This is a genomic window from Nostoc sp. DedQUE09, assembly GCF_034530915.1.
GTDB lineage: Bacteria > Cyanobacteriota > Cyanobacteriia > Cyanobacteriales > Nostocaceae > Nostoc.
On sequence record NZ_JAVRCE010000039.1, the window covers coordinates 12919 to 36228 of the forward strand.

12 protein-coding genes are annotated in these 23310 nt (G+C 41.8%); 5 read left to right on the top strand and 7 right to left on the bottom strand.

The features are described 5' to 3' along the window. Positions 1 to 65: 65 nt before the first annotated feature. Positions 66 to 2975, top strand: coding sequence for a DUF3769 domain-containing protein (locus tag RMY27_RS22350; RefSeq protein WP_322666900.1), 2910 nt, complete (start codon positions 66 to 68; stop codon positions 2973 to 2975). Between the two features lie 8 nt (positions 2976 to 2983). Here RMY27_RS22350 and RMY27_RS22355 read toward each other — a convergent pair whose 3' ends face one another. Continuing rightward, positions 2984 to 3265 carry a hypothetical protein gene (locus tag RMY27_RS22355; RefSeq protein WP_322666902.1) on the bottom strand — a complete coding sequence of 94 codons (282 nt, stop codon included), beginning with the start codon at positions 3263 to 3265 and terminating at the stop codon, positions 2984 to 2986. A gap of 209 nt (positions 3266 to 3474) precedes the next feature. Then, on the bottom strand, positions 3475 to 3996 hold the full coding sequence (locus tag RMY27_RS22360; protein ID WP_322666904.1) for an outer membrane beta-barrel protein: 522 nt from the start codon (positions 3994 to 3996) through the stop codon (positions 3475 to 3477). A 413-nt stretch (positions 3997 to 4409) separates the two neighbouring features. Here RMY27_RS22360 and RMY27_RS22365 point away from each other — a divergent pair, with 413 nt between their 5' ends. Next, the gene (locus tag RMY27_RS22365) at positions 4410 to 5099 is read left to right on the top strand and encodes a class I SAM-dependent methyltransferase (RefSeq protein WP_322666906.1); all 690 of its coding nucleotides are present in this window, start codon (positions 4410 to 4412) and stop codon (positions 5097 to 5099) included. A 499-nt stretch (positions 5100 to 5598) separates the two neighbouring features. On the opposite strand, the gene murJ is transcribed toward RMY27_RS22365, so the two are convergent. Next, complete coding sequence (gene murJ / locus RMY27_RS22370; RefSeq protein ID WP_322666908.1) at positions 5599 to 7203, bottom strand: murein biosynthesis integral membrane protein MurJ; 1605 nt, start codon at positions 7201 to 7203, stop codon at positions 5599 to 5601. A gap of 438 nt (positions 7204 to 7641) precedes the next feature. On the opposite strand from murJ, the gene RMY27_RS22375 reads away from it, so the two are divergent. Further along, on the top strand, positions 7642 to 10659 hold the full coding sequence (locus RMY27_RS22375) for a GAF domain-containing protein (RefSeq protein WP_322666910.1): 3018 nt from the start codon (positions 7642 to 7644) through the stop codon (positions 10657 to 10659). Positions 10660 to 10872: 213 nt separating this feature from the next. On the opposite strand, the gene RMY27_RS22380 is transcribed toward RMY27_RS22375, so the two are convergent. The 3 genes from RMY27_RS22380 to RMY27_RS22390 all read right to left on the bottom strand — a co-directional run bounded on the left by RMY27_RS22380 (position 10873) and on the right by RMY27_RS22390 (position 13997). Continuing rightward, positions 10873 to 11799 (bottom strand): hypothetical protein, encoded by a 927-nt coding sequence (locus RMY27_RS22380; RefSeq protein ID WP_322666912.1) that lies wholly within the window; start codon positions 11797 to 11799, stop codon positions 10873 to 10875. A gap of 44 nt (positions 11800 to 11843) precedes the next feature. Next, entirely contained in the window at positions 11844 to 12350 is a 507-nt protein-coding gene (locus RMY27_RS22385; protein WP_322666914.1) for a pentapeptide repeat-containing protein, read from the bottom strand. Between the two features lie 126 nt (positions 12351 to 12476). Continuing rightward, positions 12477 to 13997: an LCP family protein gene (locus tag RMY27_RS22390; protein WP_322666916.1), complete on the bottom strand. Its 1521-nt coding sequence runs from the start codon at positions 13995 to 13997 to the stop codon at positions 12477 to 12479. A 115-nt stretch (positions 13998 to 14112) separates the two neighbouring features. On the opposite strand from RMY27_RS22390, the gene RMY27_RS22395 reads away from it, so the two are divergent. Together RMY27_RS22395 and RMY27_RS22400 are read left to right on the top strand one after the other, a co-directional pair. Then, positions 14113 to 15177 (top strand): mannose-1-phosphate guanylyltransferase, encoded by a 1065-nt coding sequence (locus RMY27_RS22395; RefSeq protein ID WP_322666917.1) that lies wholly within the window; start codon positions 14113 to 14115, stop codon positions 15175 to 15177. Between the two features lie 406 nt (positions 15178 to 15583). Continuing rightward, positions 15584 to 17230, top strand: coding sequence for an AarF/ABC1/UbiB kinase family protein (locus RMY27_RS22400; protein WP_322666919.1), 1647 nt, complete (start codon positions 15584 to 15586; stop codon positions 17228 to 17230). A 136-nt stretch (positions 17231 to 17366) separates the two neighbouring features. Here the strand turns inward: RMY27_RS22400 and RMY27_RS22405 are convergent, their stop codons facing one another. Next, complete coding sequence (locus RMY27_RS22405; protein WP_322666921.1) at positions 17367 to 23138, bottom strand: PAS domain S-box protein; 5772 nt, start codon at positions 23136 to 23138, stop codon at positions 17367 to 17369. Positions 23139 to 23310: the final 172 nt, after the last annotated feature.

The following is a 23310-nucleotide window of genomic DNA, read 5'->3' on the forward strand; positions in this document are numbered from 1 at the left end:
GCAAAATGTATGTTTAATCCTTCCCTTTGTCATTTGGCTGTTTGTTAGCCCGATTTTGCTCACTTATGCTTCATCCAGTTCTGCCACCTAATCCGCCTCCTATCGTTGAATCTTTACAACCTGTAAATCCCGCCTCATCTGCTAGTCATACAAAGTTTCTTTCAGGTGTAGATACTGGAATACACAAAAAAACAGACGAATCCAAGCAGCCCAAGAATTTGGCTCAGTTGGCAATTTCGGGTAACACTAAGAGCGATCCTTTATTGTCAACTCCGATTAATTCAACTCAAGATGACTTGGTAGTTGCTAAAACTTCTTCTGTACCTCATTCACCAGAAGCCTTTCCACCAGAAAGTTCCCCACTCCCCAGTTCTGCAACTGCTGGGCTTTTGGGGCAGCCACTGGTTGTTGGTTATACCACGCAGGAGGTTAAAACCTCTAATGGCCAAGTTAAAGAATACACAAAGATAAGTCCGAGCGTCGAACCCCGCCACTCGGAAATTCTTCTGATGTCGGCACTGCGTAAACGGGAGATGCAAAGAGAAGCTGCGGCTTTGCAAAGGAAAGTTGGAGCAGAGGCTTTAGACCAAGACGCGAAAGATAAGCCTGCTCAAAAACTCGATCAGCGATGTCTGACGACAAGCCGCTTTGCGTCTACGCTAAATCCAAACTTTAATGGTGAAGCAAAATCAACCTTTTTGGACTCTTCTAGCTTTACCTATAAAGTTTCTCCAACTCCCCTTATCGGCCAATCTCCACGGCCTCTTAAAATTGCCCCAACTGTCACAAACAGCAACAAGTTAGGCAAATCCAAGGCAGAAATTTTAGCTGAGAAGTTAACCCAACAAAAACAGCAACGCGACCTTACTGCACAACAGTCTCTAAAAAAAGACAATATCTCTTTATCTGCTGCCGATCTAGCACCGAGTTCTCAATCAGTACAAAATTTTATAACATTCAAGTCTCGTCAGCCCACAAACCAACTCCCAGTACCGATCACTGTAGAATTTAAGTCCCAATTCCAGCAACAAACCCAAGTACCAACGCCTACACCACAAGTAAATACCACTCAGCCACAAACTCAACCATCTGGTACAACTGCGCCAGCTACCACACCGCCAGCCGGGCCAAGAACTGTAGAAGTCACTTCAGATCGGCAAGAGTATGACGAGAAACAGCGAATTATTACAGCTGTAGGTAATGTCATTGTGCGATTTGATGGAGCGGTGGTGGATGCCGATCGCTTACAAGTCAATTTGGACAACTTGATCGCTGCGGGGGAAGGCAACGTAACCTTAACACGGGGCGATCAGATACTGCGTGGACAACGCTTTACCTATAACTTTGTTCAAGATCGTGGGGAACTGGAAAATGGTAGAGGAGAAATTTACGTACCTTCAGCACAAACAGATTTTGCTTTTTCGCCCACGGCTATAAGTGCTGGTGGAGTTTCAAAACGTCCGCCTAGCGATCGCATTAGAGCCAATCAGCCCGTTTCCGGTGTCAGTAGCCCTGGAGGAATTGATGTGACATTTGGTGGTCAAGCAGATGCTAGCAATATCCCGCCACAAAAAACAGGGGGTGCAGTCAATCGGCTCAGGTTTGAAGCTGAACAAATTGACTTTTATCCACAAGGCTGGCAAGCAAACAATGTCCGCATCACCAACGATCCTTTTTCGCCTCCTGAATTAGAATTACGCGCAGATAAAGTAACTTTGACGCGAGAATCACCCTTAGTAGACCGCATCAGGACACAGCGACAGCGTTTGGTATTGGATCAAACAGTCTCCTTACCAATTCCCTTGAATGAGCGTACTATTGACCGTCGAGAGCGGGACGTTTCACCTGCAATAGTTTCTCCGGGCTACGATGCAGAAGATCGGGGTGGTTTGTACATTGAGCGTGGTTTTCCAGTAATCGATACAGAGCAGACACGCTGGACAATTACGCCCCAGTTATTAGTACAGAGAGGTGTGCAAGAAGGCGCGGGTGACTTAGGGGCACTGTTTGGTCTGAAGACCAAGATCAATTCTGTTTTGAGTCCACGGAGGATAATTCAGGGAACTGCGGAGTTAACTAGTTTTAACTTGAATGACGTGGAAGAAAATTTGCGAGTGAATTTAGGATTGCGCCAGACATTAGGCACTTCCCTTCCCCACACATTGAATGTGCAATATAACTACCGCGATCGTCTCTATAACGGTACTTTGGGTTTTCAAACTGTCCAGAGCAGTTTTGGCGGGATTATTACCTCTCCTGTGATTCCTTTAGGAAAAAGTGGCATCAACCTCAACTACCAGGCAAGTGCCCAGTATATTGATGCCAACACCGATCGCCTAGACTTGCTAGAACCAGTGCGGGAAAACAATCGCATTTCACTTGGTCGTTTACAAGCCAGTGCGACTCTCAGTAGAGGGCTGTTACTGTGGCAAGGAAAACCATTACCACCCACTGCCACTGAGGGATTGCGATACACGGCTAACCCTGTAGTTCCTTACTTGCAAACGTTCGCTAGCCTTACAGGCACTACCAGTTCTTATACCAATGGTGATAACCAAAGCACTCTAACTGGTACAATTGGATTACAAGGGCAAATTGGTCATTTTTCTCGACCTTTTTTCGACTATACCGCCTTTAATGTCAGTTTCTCTCAAGGGTTAAATAGCGGATTATCACCCTTTTTGTTTGACCGCTCCGTTGATAACAAAGTGTTGACCGCTGGAATATCACAGCAAATCTACGGCCCTGTTCGCTTAGGCTTTCAAACATCTGTAAACTTGGATACTGGTAGAGAAAGTAGCACGGACTACATTTTGGAATATAGCCGTCGCACCTATGGCATCACCTTGCGTTACAATCCGGTGTTGGAGTTAGGCGGCATCAGCTTCCGAATTAGTGATTTTAATTGGGGTGGTGGCACCGATCCATTTTCGGAAGTTAAGCCAGTAGTGAACGGCGTACAACAGGATTATTAGTTTAAGGATTAGGGACGACTCGACAGGCGATCGATCTCACAATTAGTTAATGCCGAGCCAGGTATTCTCAAGCTGGCATAGTCACCGCTTAGTTGAACGCGTGATGGTGGTTGATGTAGGGTTACACAGCATCTATGAACTGCGGCTTGATATTCTCGCCATTGCCTACGGATTGCAATACTTGCAGCATCGTTACCTAAGTCGGAAAATCTTAGCCCCGCTCGCATCAGCCAAGATTCCACGTCAGTTGTTTCACCAACTATTTCTGAAATGGGATTAATCTTTTTCATGAGTAATATCTTATACGTGTATTCTCAATTACTCATTTCACTTTAAAAGAAAGTATCAATACTAGCCAATATCATTTTTTATCAAAATCATCAATAAAAATTATTCATACCTGAATAGAATACTCAGGTATGAAACAAGGAATTACTATTACGGCTGGTAAACAGCATTGCTTTAGCTTGTGAATAGGCCCTTTTCTAGCTCGTAATTACTAGAAGCGATAGCCTAATCCGGCTTGGAAGCTGACAGCATCAGCATCACTATTTCTGTAGGCGTCAATACCCCATTTAGTATCGCCGTAGGCAATGACATTTTTGCTAACTTCTGATTCAATGCCAAGGGTAACTACAGGTGAATTCTGATTGCCCAATGGAGTTTTTTGACCTTCGTCAGTTACAAAGGAATAACCACCACCGAAGTAAACGTTAGTATTTTTGGCGATGGGTGCATCATAAGTCACTATGGGCATAATTGCAGCAGCATCACCACCATACAGCACAGAACCTCGCAGTGAAACAGGGGCATTGGGTACAGCGTATCGTCCTTGAATATTACCACCAATTTGTGCTTCATCGTTTCCTTGTCCGCCACTGGTTGCACCAACAGCAACACCAGCACCGATGTAGTTACCGTTAGTACCGTTAGTACCTGCCGTTTGAGCAGATGCAACGCCAGCTGAGAGGATAATGGAAGCAACAGCAAGTGCAGAGGCAGCTAATTTTGTAAGTTTCATAGAATTCTTCTCACTAGAGTTAGTAAAATCAATGTTCTCTAGTACTAGAATCTCTTTTTTTACAAAATGTAACCTCACGCACCTGGTTCACCCAAGCGGCTGAATTATTTCTCACCCACCTGGGTGTAACAACTGAAAAATTCAAAACTCTTAAAATCGAGTAGTGGATGCGATCGCGCTTTTACCCCTGCCTTATCCCAAGGATAATTATTTACGCTGACCTACTTAAGCATCTCCAACAGAATGGAACTAGCCTGATTGACTGACAGGATCTCCTGAACTCAGATGCTGTAGATAAATTTCCCGCTTAAATTGATTGAGCCACTGCCCTTGGGATAATACTTGATCTACTGCTATTGAGTCAGCAGAACTTTTAGCTGTAAAATTTATCTAGAGTTGATGATAAGCTGGCAATGACCAATCAAATTCTGCAAGAACAAATTGCCTACTATCGTGCTAGAGCCAACGAATACGATCAGTGGTTTTATCGCCTTGGTCGTTACGATCGCGGTGAGGAACTAAACCAGCGTTGGTTTAAAGAAGTTGATATTGTCAAACAGGATTTACAACAAATTGTCCAAGCTGAAGAAATCTTAGAATTAGCCTGTGGAACCGGAATTTGGACACAAGAGCTTTTAAAAATTGGACAGAAAATTACTGCAATTGATGCCTCCGAAGAAGTAATTGAAATTAATCGCAGTAAATTAAATTCACAAAAAGTAGAATATCACCAAATTGATTTATTTGCCTGGGAACCGCACGCTGAATATGATTTAGTATTTTTTTCTTTCTGGTTATCTCATGTGCCGCCAGAATTACTGAAACCGTTTTTGCTAAAAGTTTATAAATCTGTGCGTGTCGGTGGGCAAGTATTTATTGTTGACTCGCGCTTCGAACCCACATCTACAGCTAATAACCATATTCTGAATGATGATAGCAGTATCTACAAAAGCCGGAAGTTAAATGATGGGCAAGAATTTAAAATAGTGAAAGTTTTTTATCAGCAAGATGAACTGCAAAAGCATTTGATACAAGTTGGTTTTAAAACCGATGTAAAAGTGACAGACCATTATTTTATCTATGCTAATAATAGGAAGTTTTAAAATTAACTTGTAATGCTGGACACTCATCTAATGGTTGCTTAAGTGACGATGGTTAAGAATAAAATCTTAATCATTTTTATTTTTTATAACGACTATAGTATATTTTAAACTTCTTAAAAAAGTCATCAAAACTTTGCCTATATTTAAAATCATTAATCGAGAAGAAATGTTAATATCCTTAAACCAGATTAGGCAGTCAGCATAATAAAAATATAAACTGATAATAATTAATTTTATTATCAGTTTATATAAAATGGACAAGTACTGTGTTTGTTAACGAAAAAAAAATTTGATTAAAGACGCATTAGGCTTAATTTTCACTCATCCAAAGTCCAATCCCTTTATCAAGCAAAAAATACGCTTTTGGCAGCGGGGGTAGTTATACACCCACCCAAAATATTTCTATTCCTAACTTTGTAGTAACAGGCGATGTCTACGACAGGCAGCGCCGACGCTATCTATATATCTCGATATTTCTTAACATTGGCTAGAGCGATCGTTATTTCTTCAAAAAGCGCTGACGTAGACGAGAGATAAAAATATTTACCTCTGGTATTTTCAGCCATGATGCGATCGCAGCAAACACCGCAATTCCCACGAAGCCAGATATACACAATTGCAACAGCAGAACCAGTAAACCCGTTCTACCTAAGAATTGTTGAGAAGCAACCAAAGTCCCATAGCTGGCTACCCCAGCTACCACGCTACCAGCAGTCAAACCCAAAATCGGCAGACTCCACTCACGCCAAGGTAAACCATTGAGTTTGCGATCAAGCAACCATAACAGCATCAACAGGGAACTGCAATTTACACCCACTGTTGCCAACACCAAACCAGGAGCACCAAAAGGCCCAACTAAAATCCAATCGAGCGCAGCATTGAGAAAGATATTAAAAGTACTGATGCGAAAAGGTGTCTGCCCATCACCCAAGGCATAAAATACCCGCACCAAGACATCACGCCCCAAATAAGCAAACATCCCAATCCCGTAAACGATTAGCAACTCGGAAACTAGCTGTGTAGCATCTTGCTTGAAAGCACCCCGCTCATACACTACCTGAACAATGGGTACAGATAACACTACCATCAACGCTCCTAGAGGTAGCATGGTGACAGCACTAAGTAGGAGTCCCTGACGAATACGCAATTTGAGATCGTCCCAATTTTCTGGTTCGGCAAGTTTGGCAAATATCGGTAATAGAGGCAGCAAAATTATATTAGAAATAATCCCTAAGGGAGTTTGCACTAGCAAATTGGCATAGTTAAAGCCAGCAGCAGCACCAGGGATGGGACTGGCGAAGTAAAGCACAGTAGCAAAGTTAATTGGCATCATCCCGGAAGAAATTGTTGCCGGAGTCATGATTCTAATCACTTCTTGAACACCGGGGGATTTAAAATCAAACCGCAGGCGTAACGTACCTAATCCTAACCGCCACTGAACAATGAGCTGCACCAGCCATTGGAGAATTGCCCCTGCCAAGGTTCCCCAGGCTAATACCATACCACCGATTAAAGCGTATTCTGGCTTGATAATGTCCTTGCCCACTTGCATGGTCATCAACCCAATGCCGATAATAACGGTAATGCTAGATAATAGAGGGCTAATAGAGAGTAACCAATATTGATTTGCTGCATTAAGAGTACCGAAGCCAATGCCAATTAATCCTGAAAATAAAGCCATCGGTGCCATAATGCGGAGTTGTTGAATGGCGATCGCTCTGGTTGTCGCTTCCAAGCCATGACCAACTAAATCAACGATCGCATCCGCAAAGAAAACTTGAGCAAATGTCACCAGCAACAGTACTCCACCTACCAGCGTTGTCACAGTTTCTACTAGGGGAGCCGCTTCTTCTCGGCGACGCTTGGCTAAAACGCTGACGATCGCACTGTGTAATGGCCCATTTACGCCACCGAGTAAGATCAATAAAAAGCCAGGGATAACATAGGCATAACTATAGGCAGTGGCAGCAGCACCAACACCAAATGCGGCAGCGATCGCTTGCTGCCGCACTAAACCGAAGACTTTACTAATTAATGTGGCTGCGGCAACAATGCCAGCAATTCCAGCGAAAGAACGAGAGGGTTTTTGATCTTGTTGTGTCACGAATAATACCCGACAACTCTTGCAGAGTGCATACTTTAAAACATTTAACCTGAAATACCGCAGTCTGTCAGGTAAATTTTGACAAATTAGTAATTTTAAATGCCTACGCTAAGGGCAAAAGCAAAGCGATACCTACGCCCAGAATTAAATTCCTGAGATTGCTATGATACAGCGAACGCGATTCAAAAGTGGTCAGATCGCTTTTCTGATTTGTCCCTGCAATACTAACTTAGTCGCCTCCTTTGTTGTGTACAAGCCAAAACTATTTTTTAACTCATTACGAGGATAGATCGAGAAAGGGGAACTATAAGAATAACCATCTTCTGGGAAATTGTTGAACACTGTAAAAATTTGCAGTTTGTCATACTTTTGACACCCTTCAAGCCTGTGAAGTTTGGTATGAGGAACCCTTGTATAAAAACGAAATAATCCAGAGCAATGGAACCCAATTCAAATTTCACGGAAAATCAACTTCTCTTGTCCAGCGCTCAACTTCAAGAGCAACTAGAGCAACAAAAGGCTTTGGCAAGTGTAATTGTCCGAATTCGGGAGTCTCTTGACTTAGAAACAATTTTTCAAACTACCGTTACACAAGTGCGTCAGTTGCTAAATGCTGACCGAGTAGCAGTCTTCCAGTTCGACCGCGAACAAAGCTGGGAGGGAAAATTTGTTTCTGAAGATGTTGCCATTGGCTGGGACTCAGCAATGGCAGTAAAAGTTTACGACCATTGCTTTGGAGAACAATTTGCTGCCAGTTATCAACAAGGTAGAGCGCAAGCAGTAGCAGATATTTACAAGGCGGGACTGAGTGATTGCCATGTGGCAATTTTGAGTAAATTTCAGGTACAGGCCAACCTTGTTGTCCCTCTATCACGCCAGAAGGAACTGTGGGGATTGCTTTGCATTCATCAGTGCAGTGAGGCTCGTGACTGGAAAGAATCGGAAATTGAGTTTATTCATCAAATTGCTGACCATCTTGTGGTTGCGATTCAACAAGCAAAGCATCTCCATGAAGTCCAATTGCAAGCTGCAAAATTGGCTCAAGCAGTTCAGCGCGACCAAGTAATAGCTAAAATTGTCGATGAAATTCGCTCACCCCTTGATATTGAAACTATCTTTAAAACCACAACTCAAGAAATACGTAAGCTGTTGCAAGCTGACCGAGTTGCCATCTTTAGCTTCAATCCCGATTGGAGTGGTGACTTTGTTGCGGAATCATTTGCTGAAGGTTGGGCTCCTTTAGTTGGGGTTCAGGCTGCGATCGCTGATACTTATTTACAACAGACACAAGGCGGGCGTTACGTTAACAACCAGACTTTTATAGTTAATGATATTTACCAAGCCGAATTAACAAACTGTCATGTAACTCTGTTGGAACAATTTCAGGCAAAAGCCTTTGCTACTGCCCCGATTCTTCAAGGAGATCAACTTTGGGGAATCATCGCTGCCTACCAAAATGCCTCACCCAGAGAGTGGCAATCTTATGAAGTCGAATCACTGACCAAAATCGGCACACAAATTGGTGTAGCAGTGCGACACCATAAGTTGCTGGCATACGCTCAGTACCAAGCAGAGCAACAAAAAACATTAACTAGCGTGATTACTCGGATTAGGGAGTCCCTAGATTTAGATACAATTTTCCAAACTACTGTCACTGAGGCACGGCAAATGCTGCAAGCAGATAGAGTAGCAGTTTTTCGTTTTGACCCGCAAAAAGATTGGGAAGGAGAATTTATTTCTGAAGATTTTGTGCCTGAGTGTAACTCGGTAATGGCAGAAAAAGTTTATGACTATTGCTTTGGAGAAAACTTTGCACCCCTTTACGCCCAAGGTCGAGTAAATGCGATCGCTGATATTTATCAAGGAAAGTTTCCCGGTTGCTACATCCAAATTCTAGAAAAGTTTCAAGTGCGGGCAAATCTGGTCGCACCTCTATTAAAAAAAGGTGAACTTTGGGGATTGCTATGTATTCACCAATGTAACGCTCCTCGTCACTGGCAAGACTCTGAAATTGAATTTACTAGTCAAATAGCCGAGCAATTGGGAGTCGCATTAAAACAGGATTCTTATTTAAAACAAGTTCAAATGCAGGTTGTCCAGTTAGCAGAAGCTACTGAACGGGAGAAAGCAATGGAACGGCAAGAATTACTGGCTGCAACTATTGATAAAATTCGCCAGTCACTTGATATTAAAACTATTTTTAAAACCACTACTCAAGCTGTGCGAGAGTTGCTTGAAGTTGAGCGAGTTGCAATTTACCGATTCAACTCAGATTGGAGTGGTAAATTTGTGGCAGATTCCTTTAAAGATGGTTGGAAGCCTGTTGCTCAAGCCCAACCAATGATTGTCGAAACCTTTGAGGACACAGACGACGATAACGAACTTCCGCGTAACGAAACCTTTGTTCCGATTCGGGAAGGTGAAAAATTATGGGGATTATTAGTTGCTTATCAAAATTCGCAACCGCGTTATTGGAAAGAAGAGGAAATTAATTTACTGGCTCAAGTTGGGGTGCAATTGGGGATTGCGATTCAGCAAGCAGAATTACTCGAACAAACTAAACGTCAAACCTTAGAACTTACTCAAACTCTGCAAGAATTGAAACAAACTCAGACTCGGTTAATTCAGGGTGAAAAAATGGCAGGTTTAGGACAACTACTTGCTGGAGTTGCCCATGAAATAAATAATCCTATTAGTTTTATTTTTGGCAATCTTATCCATTTAAATGAATATACTCAAGAACTGCTAAAGGTAGTGAAACTTTACCGTCAAAACTCCTCAATCTTGCCAACTATCCAAGAGCAAATCGACAAGAGTGATTTGGACTTTCTCATTGAAGATTTGCCCAAAACCCTTGAGTCAATGAAAGTAGGAACAGAGCGCATTTGTGATATTGTGCTATCACTGCGAAACTTCTCTCGTACAGATGAAGCTGAATTGAAGCCAGTAGATATTCATGAAGGTTTGGATAGTACTTTGCTAATTTTAGTGCATCGCCTTAAAAATAATAACGATCGCCCAGCTATTGAGATTATTAAACAATATGACAATTTACCTTTGCTCGAATGCTATCCCGCGCAATTAAATCAAGTTTTTATGAATCTTTTGAGTAACAGTATTGATGCATTAGAGGAAAAATTTAACACTATACAGCAAAGGTATTTGAAATTATTACAAACGTGTCCGAGAATACCCTTGACTATCTGGATTAATACGCAAGCCGTTAATAACCAGGTTGTAATTAGAATAGCTGATAATGGTCTTGGGATTCCAGAAGAAGTGCGATCGCATATATTCGATCCCTTCTTCACTACCAAAGCACCAGGTAAAGGTACGGGGTTAGGATTGTCTATTAGCCATCAAATAGTAGTCGAGAAACATCATGGTCAGATGAAATGTTCCTCTAAACCAGGAGAAGGAACAGAGTTTTTAATTGAAATTCCCATTGATAATTAGAAGCTACTGATTTTTGACAATCTCAGTCAATTTTAAATAGGGGAACCAGGATAAGTAGAGGTTTCCTCCGTTCCCCGAAGGCATCATAACAGACTAATGCAGCACCACCTGAATCAATATAAGAATTTATTTTCTTTAGAGTTTAGGATCATTTTTTAGGATGCGATCGCAGAGTTGATGTTGAGAAAGTGGCAGAATTGGTATAAATAGGTACTAATTTGCAGCGAGAAAACTTTTGATCGTCTTAACTATTTCTTGTTTTTCTTCAAACCCAGAACTATAGCACCCACTCAAAGGCACGGTTTCGCCAGATGCTAACGTTAAGGTAACTCGATAAACAAAGCCACCTTCGCTAGAATCAGAACTTTCAACTTTAATATCAACAATTTCATTTAACGAGTACAAAAAAATGGCTTTTCCCAATTTTCCAAACCATCGATAGCGGCTGAGAGTTAAACTATTTGATTCTTTATCAAAATTACAGTTGATAAATGAACCTGTTGCTATAATCAGTAAACCTAATAAAAACCAAAATAGGGTTATTCCAATTGCACCATAAAGGATTATGGTGTCATCTTGCGTAACTAGTAAACTTTTTTCTAAAGTTTGTGCTAAAAAATTCTTAATTTTTAATATTATAAACTCTGCTTCTTCAGAAGAATAATCACTGTAAGTAATTCGTCTAAATGGAATACTCTCTTTATTAGTCAATAACTGAACTTGATATTCATATATATTTTTTCCCTCTTTATCGGTTTTAGTTTGTTTTTCTAAACGAGTTTCAGTTAATCCAGAAATTTGTTTTTCGCTTTTTTGATGACCGATAAAATCAAACTCTGTCAGTTGACATATAATTGTTGATGATTTTTGTTGAATAATGGAACTTTCTAAATTTTGCGGAACACGGTCACATTTAAGTTGTGTAACTGGTATCATCACAAAAATAGCAAATAAGTAAATTATTCCTACTTGTCCAATAAATAACCCAGTAAATCGAAGCAACTTCGGTTGAATAGTAAAATTAAGTTTATTTTGTGTTTGCTCATGGATTTTTAGATTTTTACCTTTGTGAAAATACCAAAATAAAAGCAAATTTGTAATTAATAATACATAATCTAATAAATAAGCTTTATTTTCCATATTCCGATAAAATATCTCTATTTTATGCTCAACGCCGAGATTCTTTACCTACAACCCAAACTATCTCGCGTTGACATACCCGTAACCGGATTTACACCATCGGCTCTTTCACACAGCAGTGACACTTGATAACGGTCAATCAAAGCGTCGGTAAAATCAGCACCAGTGACATCAGCATCATAAAAGCGGCTACGGGTCAAAGTTGCTTCAGTAAAGATGGCATTTTTCAGGTTAGCACCATCCATAGTGGCGCGATCAACTAAAGCGCCGCTCAAGTTCGCATCTTCCAAATTTGCCTTTAATAAAACTCCTTTAGTGAGAATTGAGTTGGTTAAATTTGCTCCTTGAAAATTTGTCCCCCGCATTTCTGCTGCTACAAAAGTTACACCTGCCAAATCAGCATGAGAAAAGTCACGATTTTCTAAATTTATATTGTTGTAATTAATTGTGTTTATCTGAGCAAAAGCCGGTTTGGGATTAAGTATTATCCACCCAAATGCTAGTAGCAAAATTACAATCAAACCCAAAAAGCGCAGTAAAATCTTTTTCATAACTTTATTATTTTTCAGTAGTCCTTTGTCATTAGTTCTATCTTACAAAGTTCTGAGCGGAGGTTTCCTCCGCTCAGATTTTGCGCTTTGTCATTTAACCAATGACTAATGACTAATGACTCTTAGCTATTTCCAATCTTTCCCAATGCGGATTGTCAGGTCGGATTCTAAATCACCAATAGCAGACACCTCGATTTGACCCAAGCCTAAGACTTTTTGCAAATCAGCCCCAACTCGTCGGTTGCCTTTTTGGACAATAATCTGAGTTTGACGTTGGGTATCTGGCCAATCAGGCACTTTGTAAATATTATTAAAGCCTTTCTGTTTAAGATAAGCAATAACTTTTTCAGTTAGCTGAGGTTGATTAGAAGCATTTTGAATAGCAATTTTGAGGTTAGGAACCTGACGCATATCTGGTTTTAGACCAGGTACATTTACCCCAACATAATCATTCAACAGGCTCTGTTGTCCAGTCATATTTAGCCAATAGCTATCAGGGTCTTTGCTGAAGCGGCTAAAGGTACCAGGCAACACAGTCATTTGGAAATTATCCCGATCTAGGTTAAGTCCGAAATTGACCAACGCCATCATTTCTTCCATCTTCAGGTTGGTATCAAAATATTTTCGCATTAAGCGAGTTAATTGAGGCAACCTGGGTAAGATGGTGGGACTATTTAAGCGTTGCAGCAAGGCAGCTGTTAGTGCTTGCTGACGCTGCACTCTCGGTAAATCTCCCAAACCTGGTTCGCGGAATCGGGCAAACTGTTCTGCTTGTTCGCCATTAAGGGTTTGCCAACCACTGACTAAATTAATTGATAGCCGACTGCTGGAGTCTTTATATTCCATTGATTGGGGAACAAAGACTTCTACTCCGCCTAACTGATCGACTAACTGCCGTAAGCCGCTGGTAGAAATACGGATGTAACGATCGATTGGGGCATTATTTAAGGTACGGCTAACTACCCGTGCTGCTAAGACTGGGCCGCCTTTGGCATTGGCATCAGATACCTTAGTTAATCCCTTTTCTCCCTTTTCGGGGATGGCGATCATTGTATCTCTGGGAATGGAAAGCACTCTTACAGATTTTTCACTAGGATTAAGTCGTACCAGCAGCATGGAGTCGCTTTTCCCGGCAAAGCTTTCTGGTGAGCCATCAACGGTACCGCTGACTGGTTCAATCCCCATGATTAAAATATTCATCGGACGTGAAAGCTTGTACTGGGAGAGTTTACCCCATAACTCCCCTGGTAATGGGATTTTTACTTCGTCTTTAGCAGTAGTTCCTAAATCTTCATCTGTTCGATCTAGATTGCTCCATAAAGGAGTCCACAGCGCTAATGTTGACACCAGCAGCCCAGATAAGATGATGCCAATGACAACCGTCATAAACCATAACAGCCATCGAGGCATGGTTAAGCCCAGTCTCTCAGAAAGCTGATTGGGAAACGCGCCCACAGATTCGATGACGCTACGGTTCGGATTCGCTGGCTGGTTTTGTTCGACCAGCTCCTCCTCTGAGTCGGCTACTGGTGCTGGCGTTGCTTGATTTTCTGTCCGTTGAAGTTGCGACGATCGCACGTCACTTTCAAACTCTACTACTTGCTGAGACGTAACCGGATTTTCCGACCATTCGACTTGTTTTATCACAATTATCTCCCCACTCAACCACTCCCTAAAAGTATGTTAATCCAAGCTACAAATATTGCCAGTGGAAAAGCTCACTGTAAACTTGTAATGTTCTTCGGTAGGCGTGTATGACAACATGAATACTTTATTGTTCCCCGTAATCCTAGCTGGTGGTAAAGGTGAACGTTTTTGGCCCCTAAGCCGCAAAGACCGACCCAAGCAATTTTTAAGTCTTGATGGTAGCTCTAGAAGTCTATTACAAGCAACCGCCGATCGATTGATTGAACTCGGTGGCGGGTGGGATTCCTTGTGGGTCATAACTTCTAGTCAGATAGCTGAAGGCGTAAGACAACAACTACCCGATCTACCAGTTGAAAACTTGCTGATTGAGTCGGAAGGCAGAGACACTGCCGCAGCCGTTGCTTGGACAAGTTTAGAAATCAAACAGCGCTATGGTGAAGACGCTGTGATTGGCTTTTTCCCTGCTGACCACTGGATTGCTAACCAAGAGGCGTTTGCACACACATTAAATGCAGCTACGCAACTGGCAACAAGCACAGCAGCGATCGTTACACTGGGGATCAAGCCTACTTTTCCATCAACCGGTTACGGCTACATTGAACAAGGTGAAAAAATAGGTAGCTTTAATGAGTTGCCAGCTTATCACGTGAACCGCTTTACTGAAAAGCCCGACCGAGAAACGGCAGAGACTTTTTTATCTACGGGACGTTTTAGCTGGAATAGTGGAATGTTCGTTTTTCGGGCGGGGGTTGTTCTCAAGGAACTACATACCCATGCTCCAGAAATTATCGAACCTTTAGAACAACATGGCCCTGATATCTATCCCCAGTTGCCTAAGAAGAGTATAGACTATGCGTTAATGGAAAAGACAACTCTAGCATACGTTTTGCCAGTTGATTTTGGTTGGGATGATTTAGGAGATTGGAATGCGATCGAACGCTTACTGAAAACGGAAGAGACTCCAAACGTGGAACTCGCTACTCACGTAGGTTTAGATACGCAAGGGGCGATTATTTACGCCTCAAATCCAGAAGATGTAGTTGTTACTATTGGTTTAGACGATGTGGTGATTGTGCGCGATCGCAATGTCACCCTCGTTGTCAAAAAAGAACGTACCCAGGAAATCAAGCAGATCCTTAAAATTCTCCAGAGTGATTCCCGATTTACTGACCTGCTATAAAAGTTAGAACCCTTGGCAGAGGCGAAAAAGTCTATTTTCACATTATAACTTGACTGTCTGTTATTTTATCTGACAGTTATGGACATTATTAACTTTTAGCCTCTTGCCAAGACAATGGCAATTGATTCTACTACTGCCTATCAAAAATATATTTCTCCGTCCAAAGAATTTTCTTGTTCCCATAGCTTATTACACGGCGAGGATTCCTGCTCTAATTACATCAAATGAATGCTCAACGAACAGAAACTTCACGAAGCCCTAAATCATCCATAAAAAGATTTCAAGACTGTGCGACAGCTAGCAAAACTTGTGACTTGCACCAAAGCTAGAGCCGACTTCCGTTGTAGTGTTATCCCCTGCTGTTTACCTCTTTAACTCCTCTGCATCCTTGCAGTTTTTTACAAAAATGTTCCTCACCCAAACTGTTCCCCGTCAACGAGAAATCCTTGAAGTCTTCCTTCGCAATGGCTGGGACTATATGCGAAGGTTACTTACTGGTGGCAAAGCTGATGAACCCCAGCTGCCGACACCTGCGGTTTTAAAAAATATTCTGGTAGACTTGGGGCCAGTTTACGTCAAACTTGGCCAGCTAATGTCTACCCGCCCTGACTTACTGAGCGCCTCCTACATTGAGGAATTGTCAACTTTACAAGATGAAGTACCACCAGTTCCTTGGTCAGAAATAGAAATAATCCTCCGTAAAGAATTAAAACGTCCATTAGCAGAAACCTTCAGTACAGTTAACCCGATCCCAGTCGCAGCCGGATCGATTGCCCAGACACATCGAGCTACACTAGCAGACGGTCGAGAAGTCGCTCTGAAAGTGCAACGTCCGGGAATTGATCTGACTATTGCTCAAGATATTGCTTTAATTCAAGGTATTGCCGATTTAGTGGCGCGGACTGATTTTGGGCAAACCTATGAAATCAAATCCATCGCTGAAGAATTTACCAAAGCCTTAGAAGCCGAGTTAGATTTTACACGGGAAGCAGGTTTTACAGACCAACTGCGGCGCAACTTATCCCAGAGTCGCTGGTACGATCCTACACAAATAGTGGTTGCGGAAATTAACTGGGAATTGACCACACCAAAGTTACTGGTAATGGAATGGCTGGATGGGATACCGTTCTTGGCGGCGGATTTGGATAGTGACCCCAATGTTAAAGATCCTGGCGAAAAGCGTAAAGAAATAACTACTTTGTTATTTCGGGTATTTTTCCAGCAACTATATATTGATGGCTTTTTTCACGCCGATCCCCATCCAGGAAACTTGTTTTATCTCAAAGATGGTCGTGTTGCCCTCTTAGATTGTGGCATGGTGGGAAGACTCGATCCCCGGACACAGCAGATATTAACGGAAATGTTGTTAGCGATCGTTGATTTAGATGCTCAAAGATGCGCTCAGTTAACTTTACAGCTATCAGATTCTGCTCAACCAGTGATTTTGTCGCGGTTAGAAAATGATTACGATCGCATGTTACGTAAGTATCATAATGTCAGCCTCACACAAATAAACTTCAGTCAGATAATTTATGAAGTTTTACAGGTTGCGCGCAACAATAAAATTAGGTTGCCTAGTAATATGGGTTTGTATGCCAAAACCCTAGCGAATTTAGAAGGGGTAGCGCGGACATTCAACCCAGAGCTTAATTTTTTTGATGAAGTCAAACCATTAATAACAGACTTGTTTCGTCGGCAGTTACTAGGCGATAATCCAGTGCGATCGCTATTACGGACAGCCTTGGATATTAAAAGCTTGTCTCTCCAATCTCCCCGCCAAATCGAGCTATTATTAGACCGAGTTACCTCAGAAACCTTACAGTGGAATCTATCACTGCGGGGTTTAGATGGTGTACGGCGCACTATGGACGATGCCGCTAACCGACTATCTTTTAGTATTTTAGTGGGTTCGCTGATTATGGGTGCGGCAATTATTTCCACCAGAGCGCAAACAACTCAGCTATCTTTTTTAAGCACTATCTTGTTTGCAGTCGCTAGTTTATTGGGTTTGTGGTTAATTATTAGTACATTGCGATCGGGACGTTTACGGTAAAATCATTTTGAATTTTGGACTTTGAATTGAAGGAAAAATCTAAAATTTAAAATTGAAGTTTGTAGTAAGCACTTTAGTGCTGATAACATTAAAGACTAAAGTCCTTACTACGAACTCGCTTATCCATCAATTTTGATTAGCTGGATAAGACTCCTGCAATACTCGTCAATTCCATAATTTTCTCAAACTGAAAATCATGAGCTAAATTCTTGATAAAATTTTGTAGTACAGCATTTTCCGAAGGGATTTGCTCAATCAATTCTAAAATTAGGTCATCACTACATTGAGCTGCGGCGGTGTACAGCTGTTTCACCCATTCAGGTGACATTTCAGATAATAGATTCACTAAATCCGCGAGCATTAATATTGATTTTGACCTTTGTTGCTTTAGGTGTGTTAACTGATAGCTTTCTTCTTGATAAATATATTGAACTCCTAAATATTCGCTCAACTTTTCTAGTAATTCTTCCTCGCGGAAAGGCTTGTTAATATAATCATCGCAACCAGCTTTGATTATTGCCTCTCGTTGTTCCTCAAAAGCATTGGCAGTTAAGGCAATAATAATGGTTTTCCAATTGGGGATTTGGGATTCGGTATTTTGGATTGAAGTTTGTTCTCTAGTTTTAATAACTTTTGTGGCTTCATAGCCGTCCATAATCGGCATCCGCATGTCCATTAAAATTAGATGTGGTTGCCATGTCTGCCAAAGTGCGATCGCTTCAATGCCATTTATTGCTTCCTGGACTACAAAACCAATAGATGTCAGAATTTTCTTTAACACTAAGCGGCTGTCTGTGGAGTCATCAACCACTAAGATCCGGTATTCACTTTGAGCAGGCGCTAAACTAATAACTTGGGGTCTAGTTTGTTGGATCTGGATTTCGCTGGCTGCGGCTAGACCAATTTGAATATCAAAAATAAATTTACTTCCCTCACCAATAGTACTGGTGACGCTAATATCTCCTCCCATTAGTTGCACATATTTGCGGCTAATTGCTAAACCTAGTCCTGTTCCCTGCTGCGATTTTCTTCCAGTTTCAGTTTGCCCAAAAGCTTCAAATAGCAAATCAATTTCTTGTGGGGCAATACCGCGGCCAGTGTCTTGTACCTCAAAGGTTAGGAATTGGGTATTGGGCATCCCTTCTCTGCGAGACGCTACGCGAACGGCTTCGCTACCTCGGCTTTGCTCGGCATAAGTCAGGGCAAGCGGGGATTGGGAATTAATTATTTTCCTCTGCTCCCCTGCTCCCCTGCTCCCCTGCTCCCCTGCTCCCCTGCTCCTCTGCTCCCCAATCCCCACTCGCAGCGTCACTCTGCCGGTATCGGTAAATTTGATGGCATTTCCCAGGAGGTTAAGCAAGACTTGACGCAGTTTACTTTCGTCAACTTGGATGTATTGGGGAAGGTGAGATGTATATTCAAAGACTAATTCCAATCCTTTAGAGGTGGCGCGGAAGCGCAACATCTCTTCGAGGTTTTCCAAGAGGCGAATTAAGTCAAAACTGTTGAGATTTAAGGTTATTCTGCCAGCTTCGATTTTAGACATTTCCAAAATATCGTTGATTAAATTTAGGAGATGTTCGCCAGCACGATTGATAATTGCTAGATTTTGCTGATGTTCAGTTGATAAATCACGATCGTGGCTCATGACTTGGGTAAAACCAAGGATGGCGTTAAGTGGAGTACGCAGTTCGTGACTCATGTTGGCCAGGAATTCGCTTTTGGCACGATTAGCAGCATCAGCAACGATCACAGCTTCTTGCAATGCTTGTGACTGCCTTTGAGTTTGCGCTAGCAATTGTGCCTGCTGTAAAGCAACACCCAACTGATTGCCAATTTGAACTACGATGTTGATTTCTCCTGTTTTCCATTGGCGGGGATCGGAATTTTGATAACTCGCCAGCAATCCCCAAAGCTGACTACCATGTAGAATGGGAACAATAATGTATGCTTTAGCCTGAAAGCGCTCTAAGAGATTGATATAAGCAGGATGAAACTCAGCGTTGTAAATATCTGGTACACAGAGGAAACTTGTACCTGGAGTTACTTGCAGATCGGGATATTCCACCTGGTTATCCGCGCTATCCAAAATTTTCGCTAGGCAACGCCCATCTTGTAAAACACCTTCTGTAAGATGAGGGTCATTGTTGTGTTCTTCTATGAGAGAAATCCAATCGTTACCCACTGATTCAGAAACAAATTCGCCATTCCAGTTGGGATTGAAACGATAGACAACAACCCGATCGCAGTTGAGTACTTGGCGTAATTCTTCGGTTGTAGCTGCAAATATCGTCTCTAAATCCAGTGTTTGGCGCATTCTTTGAATCACTTGAGCGATCGCTCTTTCTCGCTCTGCACTCTCACGTAAGGCTTCTTCTGCTAATTTTCTCTCAGTAATATCTGTAATTGTACCGATGTAACCTTTAATTTCTCCATCATCCTTAAATTCTGGCAAAGCATGACAAATTACCCAGATGACTGTATTATCATCATGTAAGAAACGATGTTCGTACTTATAGGTTGACTTAGCGACTGTTGCTTGATTCCATGCCAACAATAGCTGCTCGCGGTCGTCTGGATGCACGGCATTTGCCCAACCTATTCCCAGAGATTCTTCTAAACTACATCCAGTAATTTCACTCCAGCGTTGATTAAAATATAAAACATTGCCATCTACATCAGTATGAAAGATACAAGCTGGTGAGGCTTCTGCTAGAAGTTGATATCGTTGCTGACCTGACTGCAAAGCTAGTTCTGCTAATTTGCGATCGTTAATGTCTGCCCAATAACCAACCCATTCGATCGGGGAGTTAGCTTCGTCACGAATTAACCTCATCTTTTCGTAGAACCAGTGATAAGTTCCGTCAGCGTGTAACCAACGGTATTCGTAAGAAATGTACTCCTGCTTAATAAGGTGAGAAAATTTTTCCGAGATCAGTTCAATATCTTGTGGATGGAGGTGATCAAGCCAAAAACTGGAGCTATTGATAAATTCCTGCGCTTCATAGCCCACCATTTCTTTAACGTTTTCACTGATAAAAGTAATGCTGTTCTCTGATATTTTGCTACTATAGATGACTACAGGGCTAGAAGTGAGCAGATATTGTAGGCGTTCGTTGGCTAAACGCAGTTCTTGTTCGACGTGTTTGCGTTCGCGTAGCGCTGCATGTAGTTCGCTAATTTCTACTAAAACTGTGCCAACACCAGAGGGGCGATCGCCCTCACCAATAATCGGAAAATAAGAAGCTAAAAAGTGGCGGATAACATCTGGTTGTTTGCTTGATGTGATGCTTAATTCTTGATTGAGAATGGGTTGACCAGTTACTAGAACCTGTTGATAAATTGGTTCTACTAAAGGGGCAATGTAGGGTATAACTTCATGGATAGTCTTGCCAATATGATCTTGCTGGGGTAGTCCATTAATCTCCGCTAGCAGTTGGTTGATTTGCACAAACCGTAGCTGGTTATCTACAATATTCATACCAACGGGGGCACTGCTAAAAAAGGCATTGAGACGAGCTTCTCTGAGCGCTAATTCTTGTTCTAAGGTTTTGCGCTCAATCAACCCACCCAATTGAGCCGCAACAGCACTGACTAGCAAAAGCAGACGCCGATCTAGCAATACTGAGCTACGTTTAAAAAACACTAAAACAGCTAATACTTGGTTTCCAGCCAGGATGGGAACACCAAAACCAGCTTTGAATCCTACTTTTGCTGCTTGTAGCGAGCGCAAGAAAACTGGTTGTGTAACTTTAGAAACATCTTCTATCCATTCTGGTTCTTGACTCTGCCAGACTCTTCCTGGTAATCCCTCTCCCAGAGCAAATTTCACCGTTTGGCTTTGCTGGCAGAATTCTTCTAAGCTGCTCTCATACCCGTACCAGCCCAGACTGTGTTCTAAAACATTCCTATCTTTATTAGGTATCCAGGCTTCACCAAAATCCCAGCCAATAGTGTGACAAATTAAGCGTAAGACCACTGCTAAGGCGCTATTGACATCACTGGCGCGAGTGATAGCTTGGGTTGTCAACAGTAACAAACGGCTTTCATTTTCTGCCTGCTTGCGTTCAGTAATATCTTTTGCGGTTCCCAGTACGTACCATTGCCCATCAATCTCGATCATTTCTGCACTCAACAGTGTTGTCCTGATTTCTCCTGTTGCTGTGCAGACATCAATCTCATAGTTGCGGATGGCTTTTGCTTGTTGCAGGATGTCGGTGAGAAAATTATATTCTTCTGGATTCACCCAAATATGCAATTCTTCATCGGTGCGATCGATCACTTGAGAGCGAGAATAACCAAAAAACCGGCAAAAGCTTTCGTTCACTTCAATGTAGCGTTTGTTGGGAACAGTAATTAAGGCAATTGGATCGGGAGATGACCGGAAAGCTGATGCTAACTTTTCTTCAGAAGCCCGTCGTGCTGCTTCTGCGCGTTGGCGTTCTTTTGCCTCCAATACCAAAGATACTAAATTACCCAGAGAGCGAGCGAAATTTTGGTCTTCTAGCGTCCAATGATGAGTAACTCCCACTGCCTCCAGACATAAAACTCCTACGGTCTTTCCCTCCAGCCTAACGGGTGTATCGAGTATGGAGGTAATATTTAATCTTGAATAAGACGCAGAAAATTCTTTAATTCTGGGATCGGTATGAGCATCATCTGCGGCGATTGATTGGTTTTGTTGCAAAGCTGCAAAATAAACTGGATAGTCTATCGCCGACAAGAAAAGTCCTTCATTATGTTGATTGCGACTGCCCTCAAATAAATCAAAACACTGGATTTTCATGCCTGTTTCGTCATACAGCCAGACACTAGCTCGTTCTACGCCAATATTGTTGACAGCTGTTTCTGTGATTATACTCAAGGCTGCTTTCAAATTACCCTGATAAAGTGTCTGATTTTGTGCCAATTTTGTAAGTACGAGATTATGGTTGCGGAGCTTAATCGCGCTTTCTTGGAGTAATTTTTCTACACCTCGACGCTGCGTAATATTGCTACCAGTGCCTGTCATGCCTATAACCTGACCCTCTTCGTTGCGTAATGCGATCGCATTCAACATTAGATAAAGTAAGGTACCATCTTTAGCCACACAGGTAGTTTCATGCTGGAAGATACACTTTCCCTGAAGAACACGCTCAAAGGCTACTTTATCTTTAGCAACTTGTGTAGGTGAGATAAAATCAATTAAGGCACGCCCGATCATTTCTTGGGGTTCGTAGCCATAAATCTGTTTGACTGCTGGATTGACAAAGGTAATTAGTCCATCAATATCCACTGACCAAATCATGTCCTGGGATGTCTCCACTAGGAGGCGATACTGACTTTCACTCTTCTTCAGGGCGGCTTCGACTACAAGGCGTTCGCTTTGATAAACTTCTCTACAAAAGGCTTTGCTAATACTAACGGGAATTTCTTTCAAAATATCTTCTATTTGTCTGTTGCGAAGATTGAACTCAACTGTAATCCGTTGACGCTCTTTAATCTCCTGTTGCAGTTGGGCATTTTTTTCTTTTAACTGTTTTTTCAGTCTTTGGATAGTGAGTTGATTTTGGACGCGTAATAAAACTTCTTTAGTTTGGAATGGTTGAGTAATATAGTCAATATCGCCTAAATTTAAGACGCTTATTTTTTCAAAACAATCATCGAAAATTCCGAAGATAATTATCGGAATTTCTGGAGTTTGATCCTTAGCTTTAAAATATTGACATACTTCATACCCATCCCTCTCTATAAGAAGAACATTTAGCAAAAGCAAATCCGGAGGAGAAGCAAGTGCCTTATTGATTGCCAATTTCCCAGAAATGACACTTTCTACCTGATAACCTTGGTGTTGAAGGATGTCTGATAAAAAATGTAAATTCTCTAAGTTGTCGTCAACTAATAAAATTTTTATTTTTTGAGCATCCATATCAGTTACTAAGTTAATTTTAAATCAGGAAGAATTTCTGGAATAAAACTGAACATGAAATCAGAAAGCAAAACTCTGTCACCAGATTGTAAATAAAATCATCGTCGCTTACAACCATAGTTCAGCGCCGGGTGTATAGAAAAGTTGCATATAAAGCAGGATAACTGTTTAT

Coding starts and splice junctions, on each gene's coding strand:
- RMY27_RS22380 (WP_322666912.1), bottom strand. CDS start 11,799: ATGGAAAATAAAGCTTATTTATTAGATTATGTATTATTAATTACAAAT.
- RMY27_RS22360 (WP_322666904.1), bottom strand. CDS start 3,996: ATGAAACTTACAAAATTAGCTGCCTCTGCACTTGCTGTTGCTTCCATT.
- RMY27_RS22400 (WP_322666919.1), top strand. CDS start 15,584: ATGTTCCTCACCCAAACTGTTCCCCGTCAACGAGAAATCCTTGAAGTC.
- RMY27_RS22405 (WP_322666921.1), bottom strand. CDS start 23,138: ATGGATGCTCAAAAAATAAAAATTTTATTAGTTGACGACAACTTAGAG.
- RMY27_RS22385 (WP_322666914.1), bottom strand. CDS start 12,350: ATGAAAAAGATTTTACTGCGCTTTTTGGGTTTGATTGTAATTTTGCTA.
- RMY27_RS22395 (WP_322666917.1), top strand. CDS start 14,113: ATGAATACTTTATTGTTCCCCGTAATCCTAGCTGGTGGTAAAGGTGAA.
- RMY27_RS22375 (WP_322666910.1), top strand. CDS start 7,642: ATGGAACCCAATTCAAATTTCACGGAAAATCAACTTCTCTTGTCCAGC.
- RMY27_RS22365 (WP_322666906.1), top strand. CDS start 4,410: ATGACCAATCAAATTCTGCAAGAACAAATTGCCTACTATCGTGCTAGA.
- RMY27_RS22355 (WP_322666902.1), bottom strand. CDS start 3,265: ATGAAAAAGATTAATCCCATTTCAGAAATAGTTGGTGAAACAACTGAC.
- RMY27_RS22350 (WP_322666900.1), top strand. CDS start 66: ATGCTTCATCCAGTTCTGCCACCTAATCCGCCTCCTATCGTTGAATCT.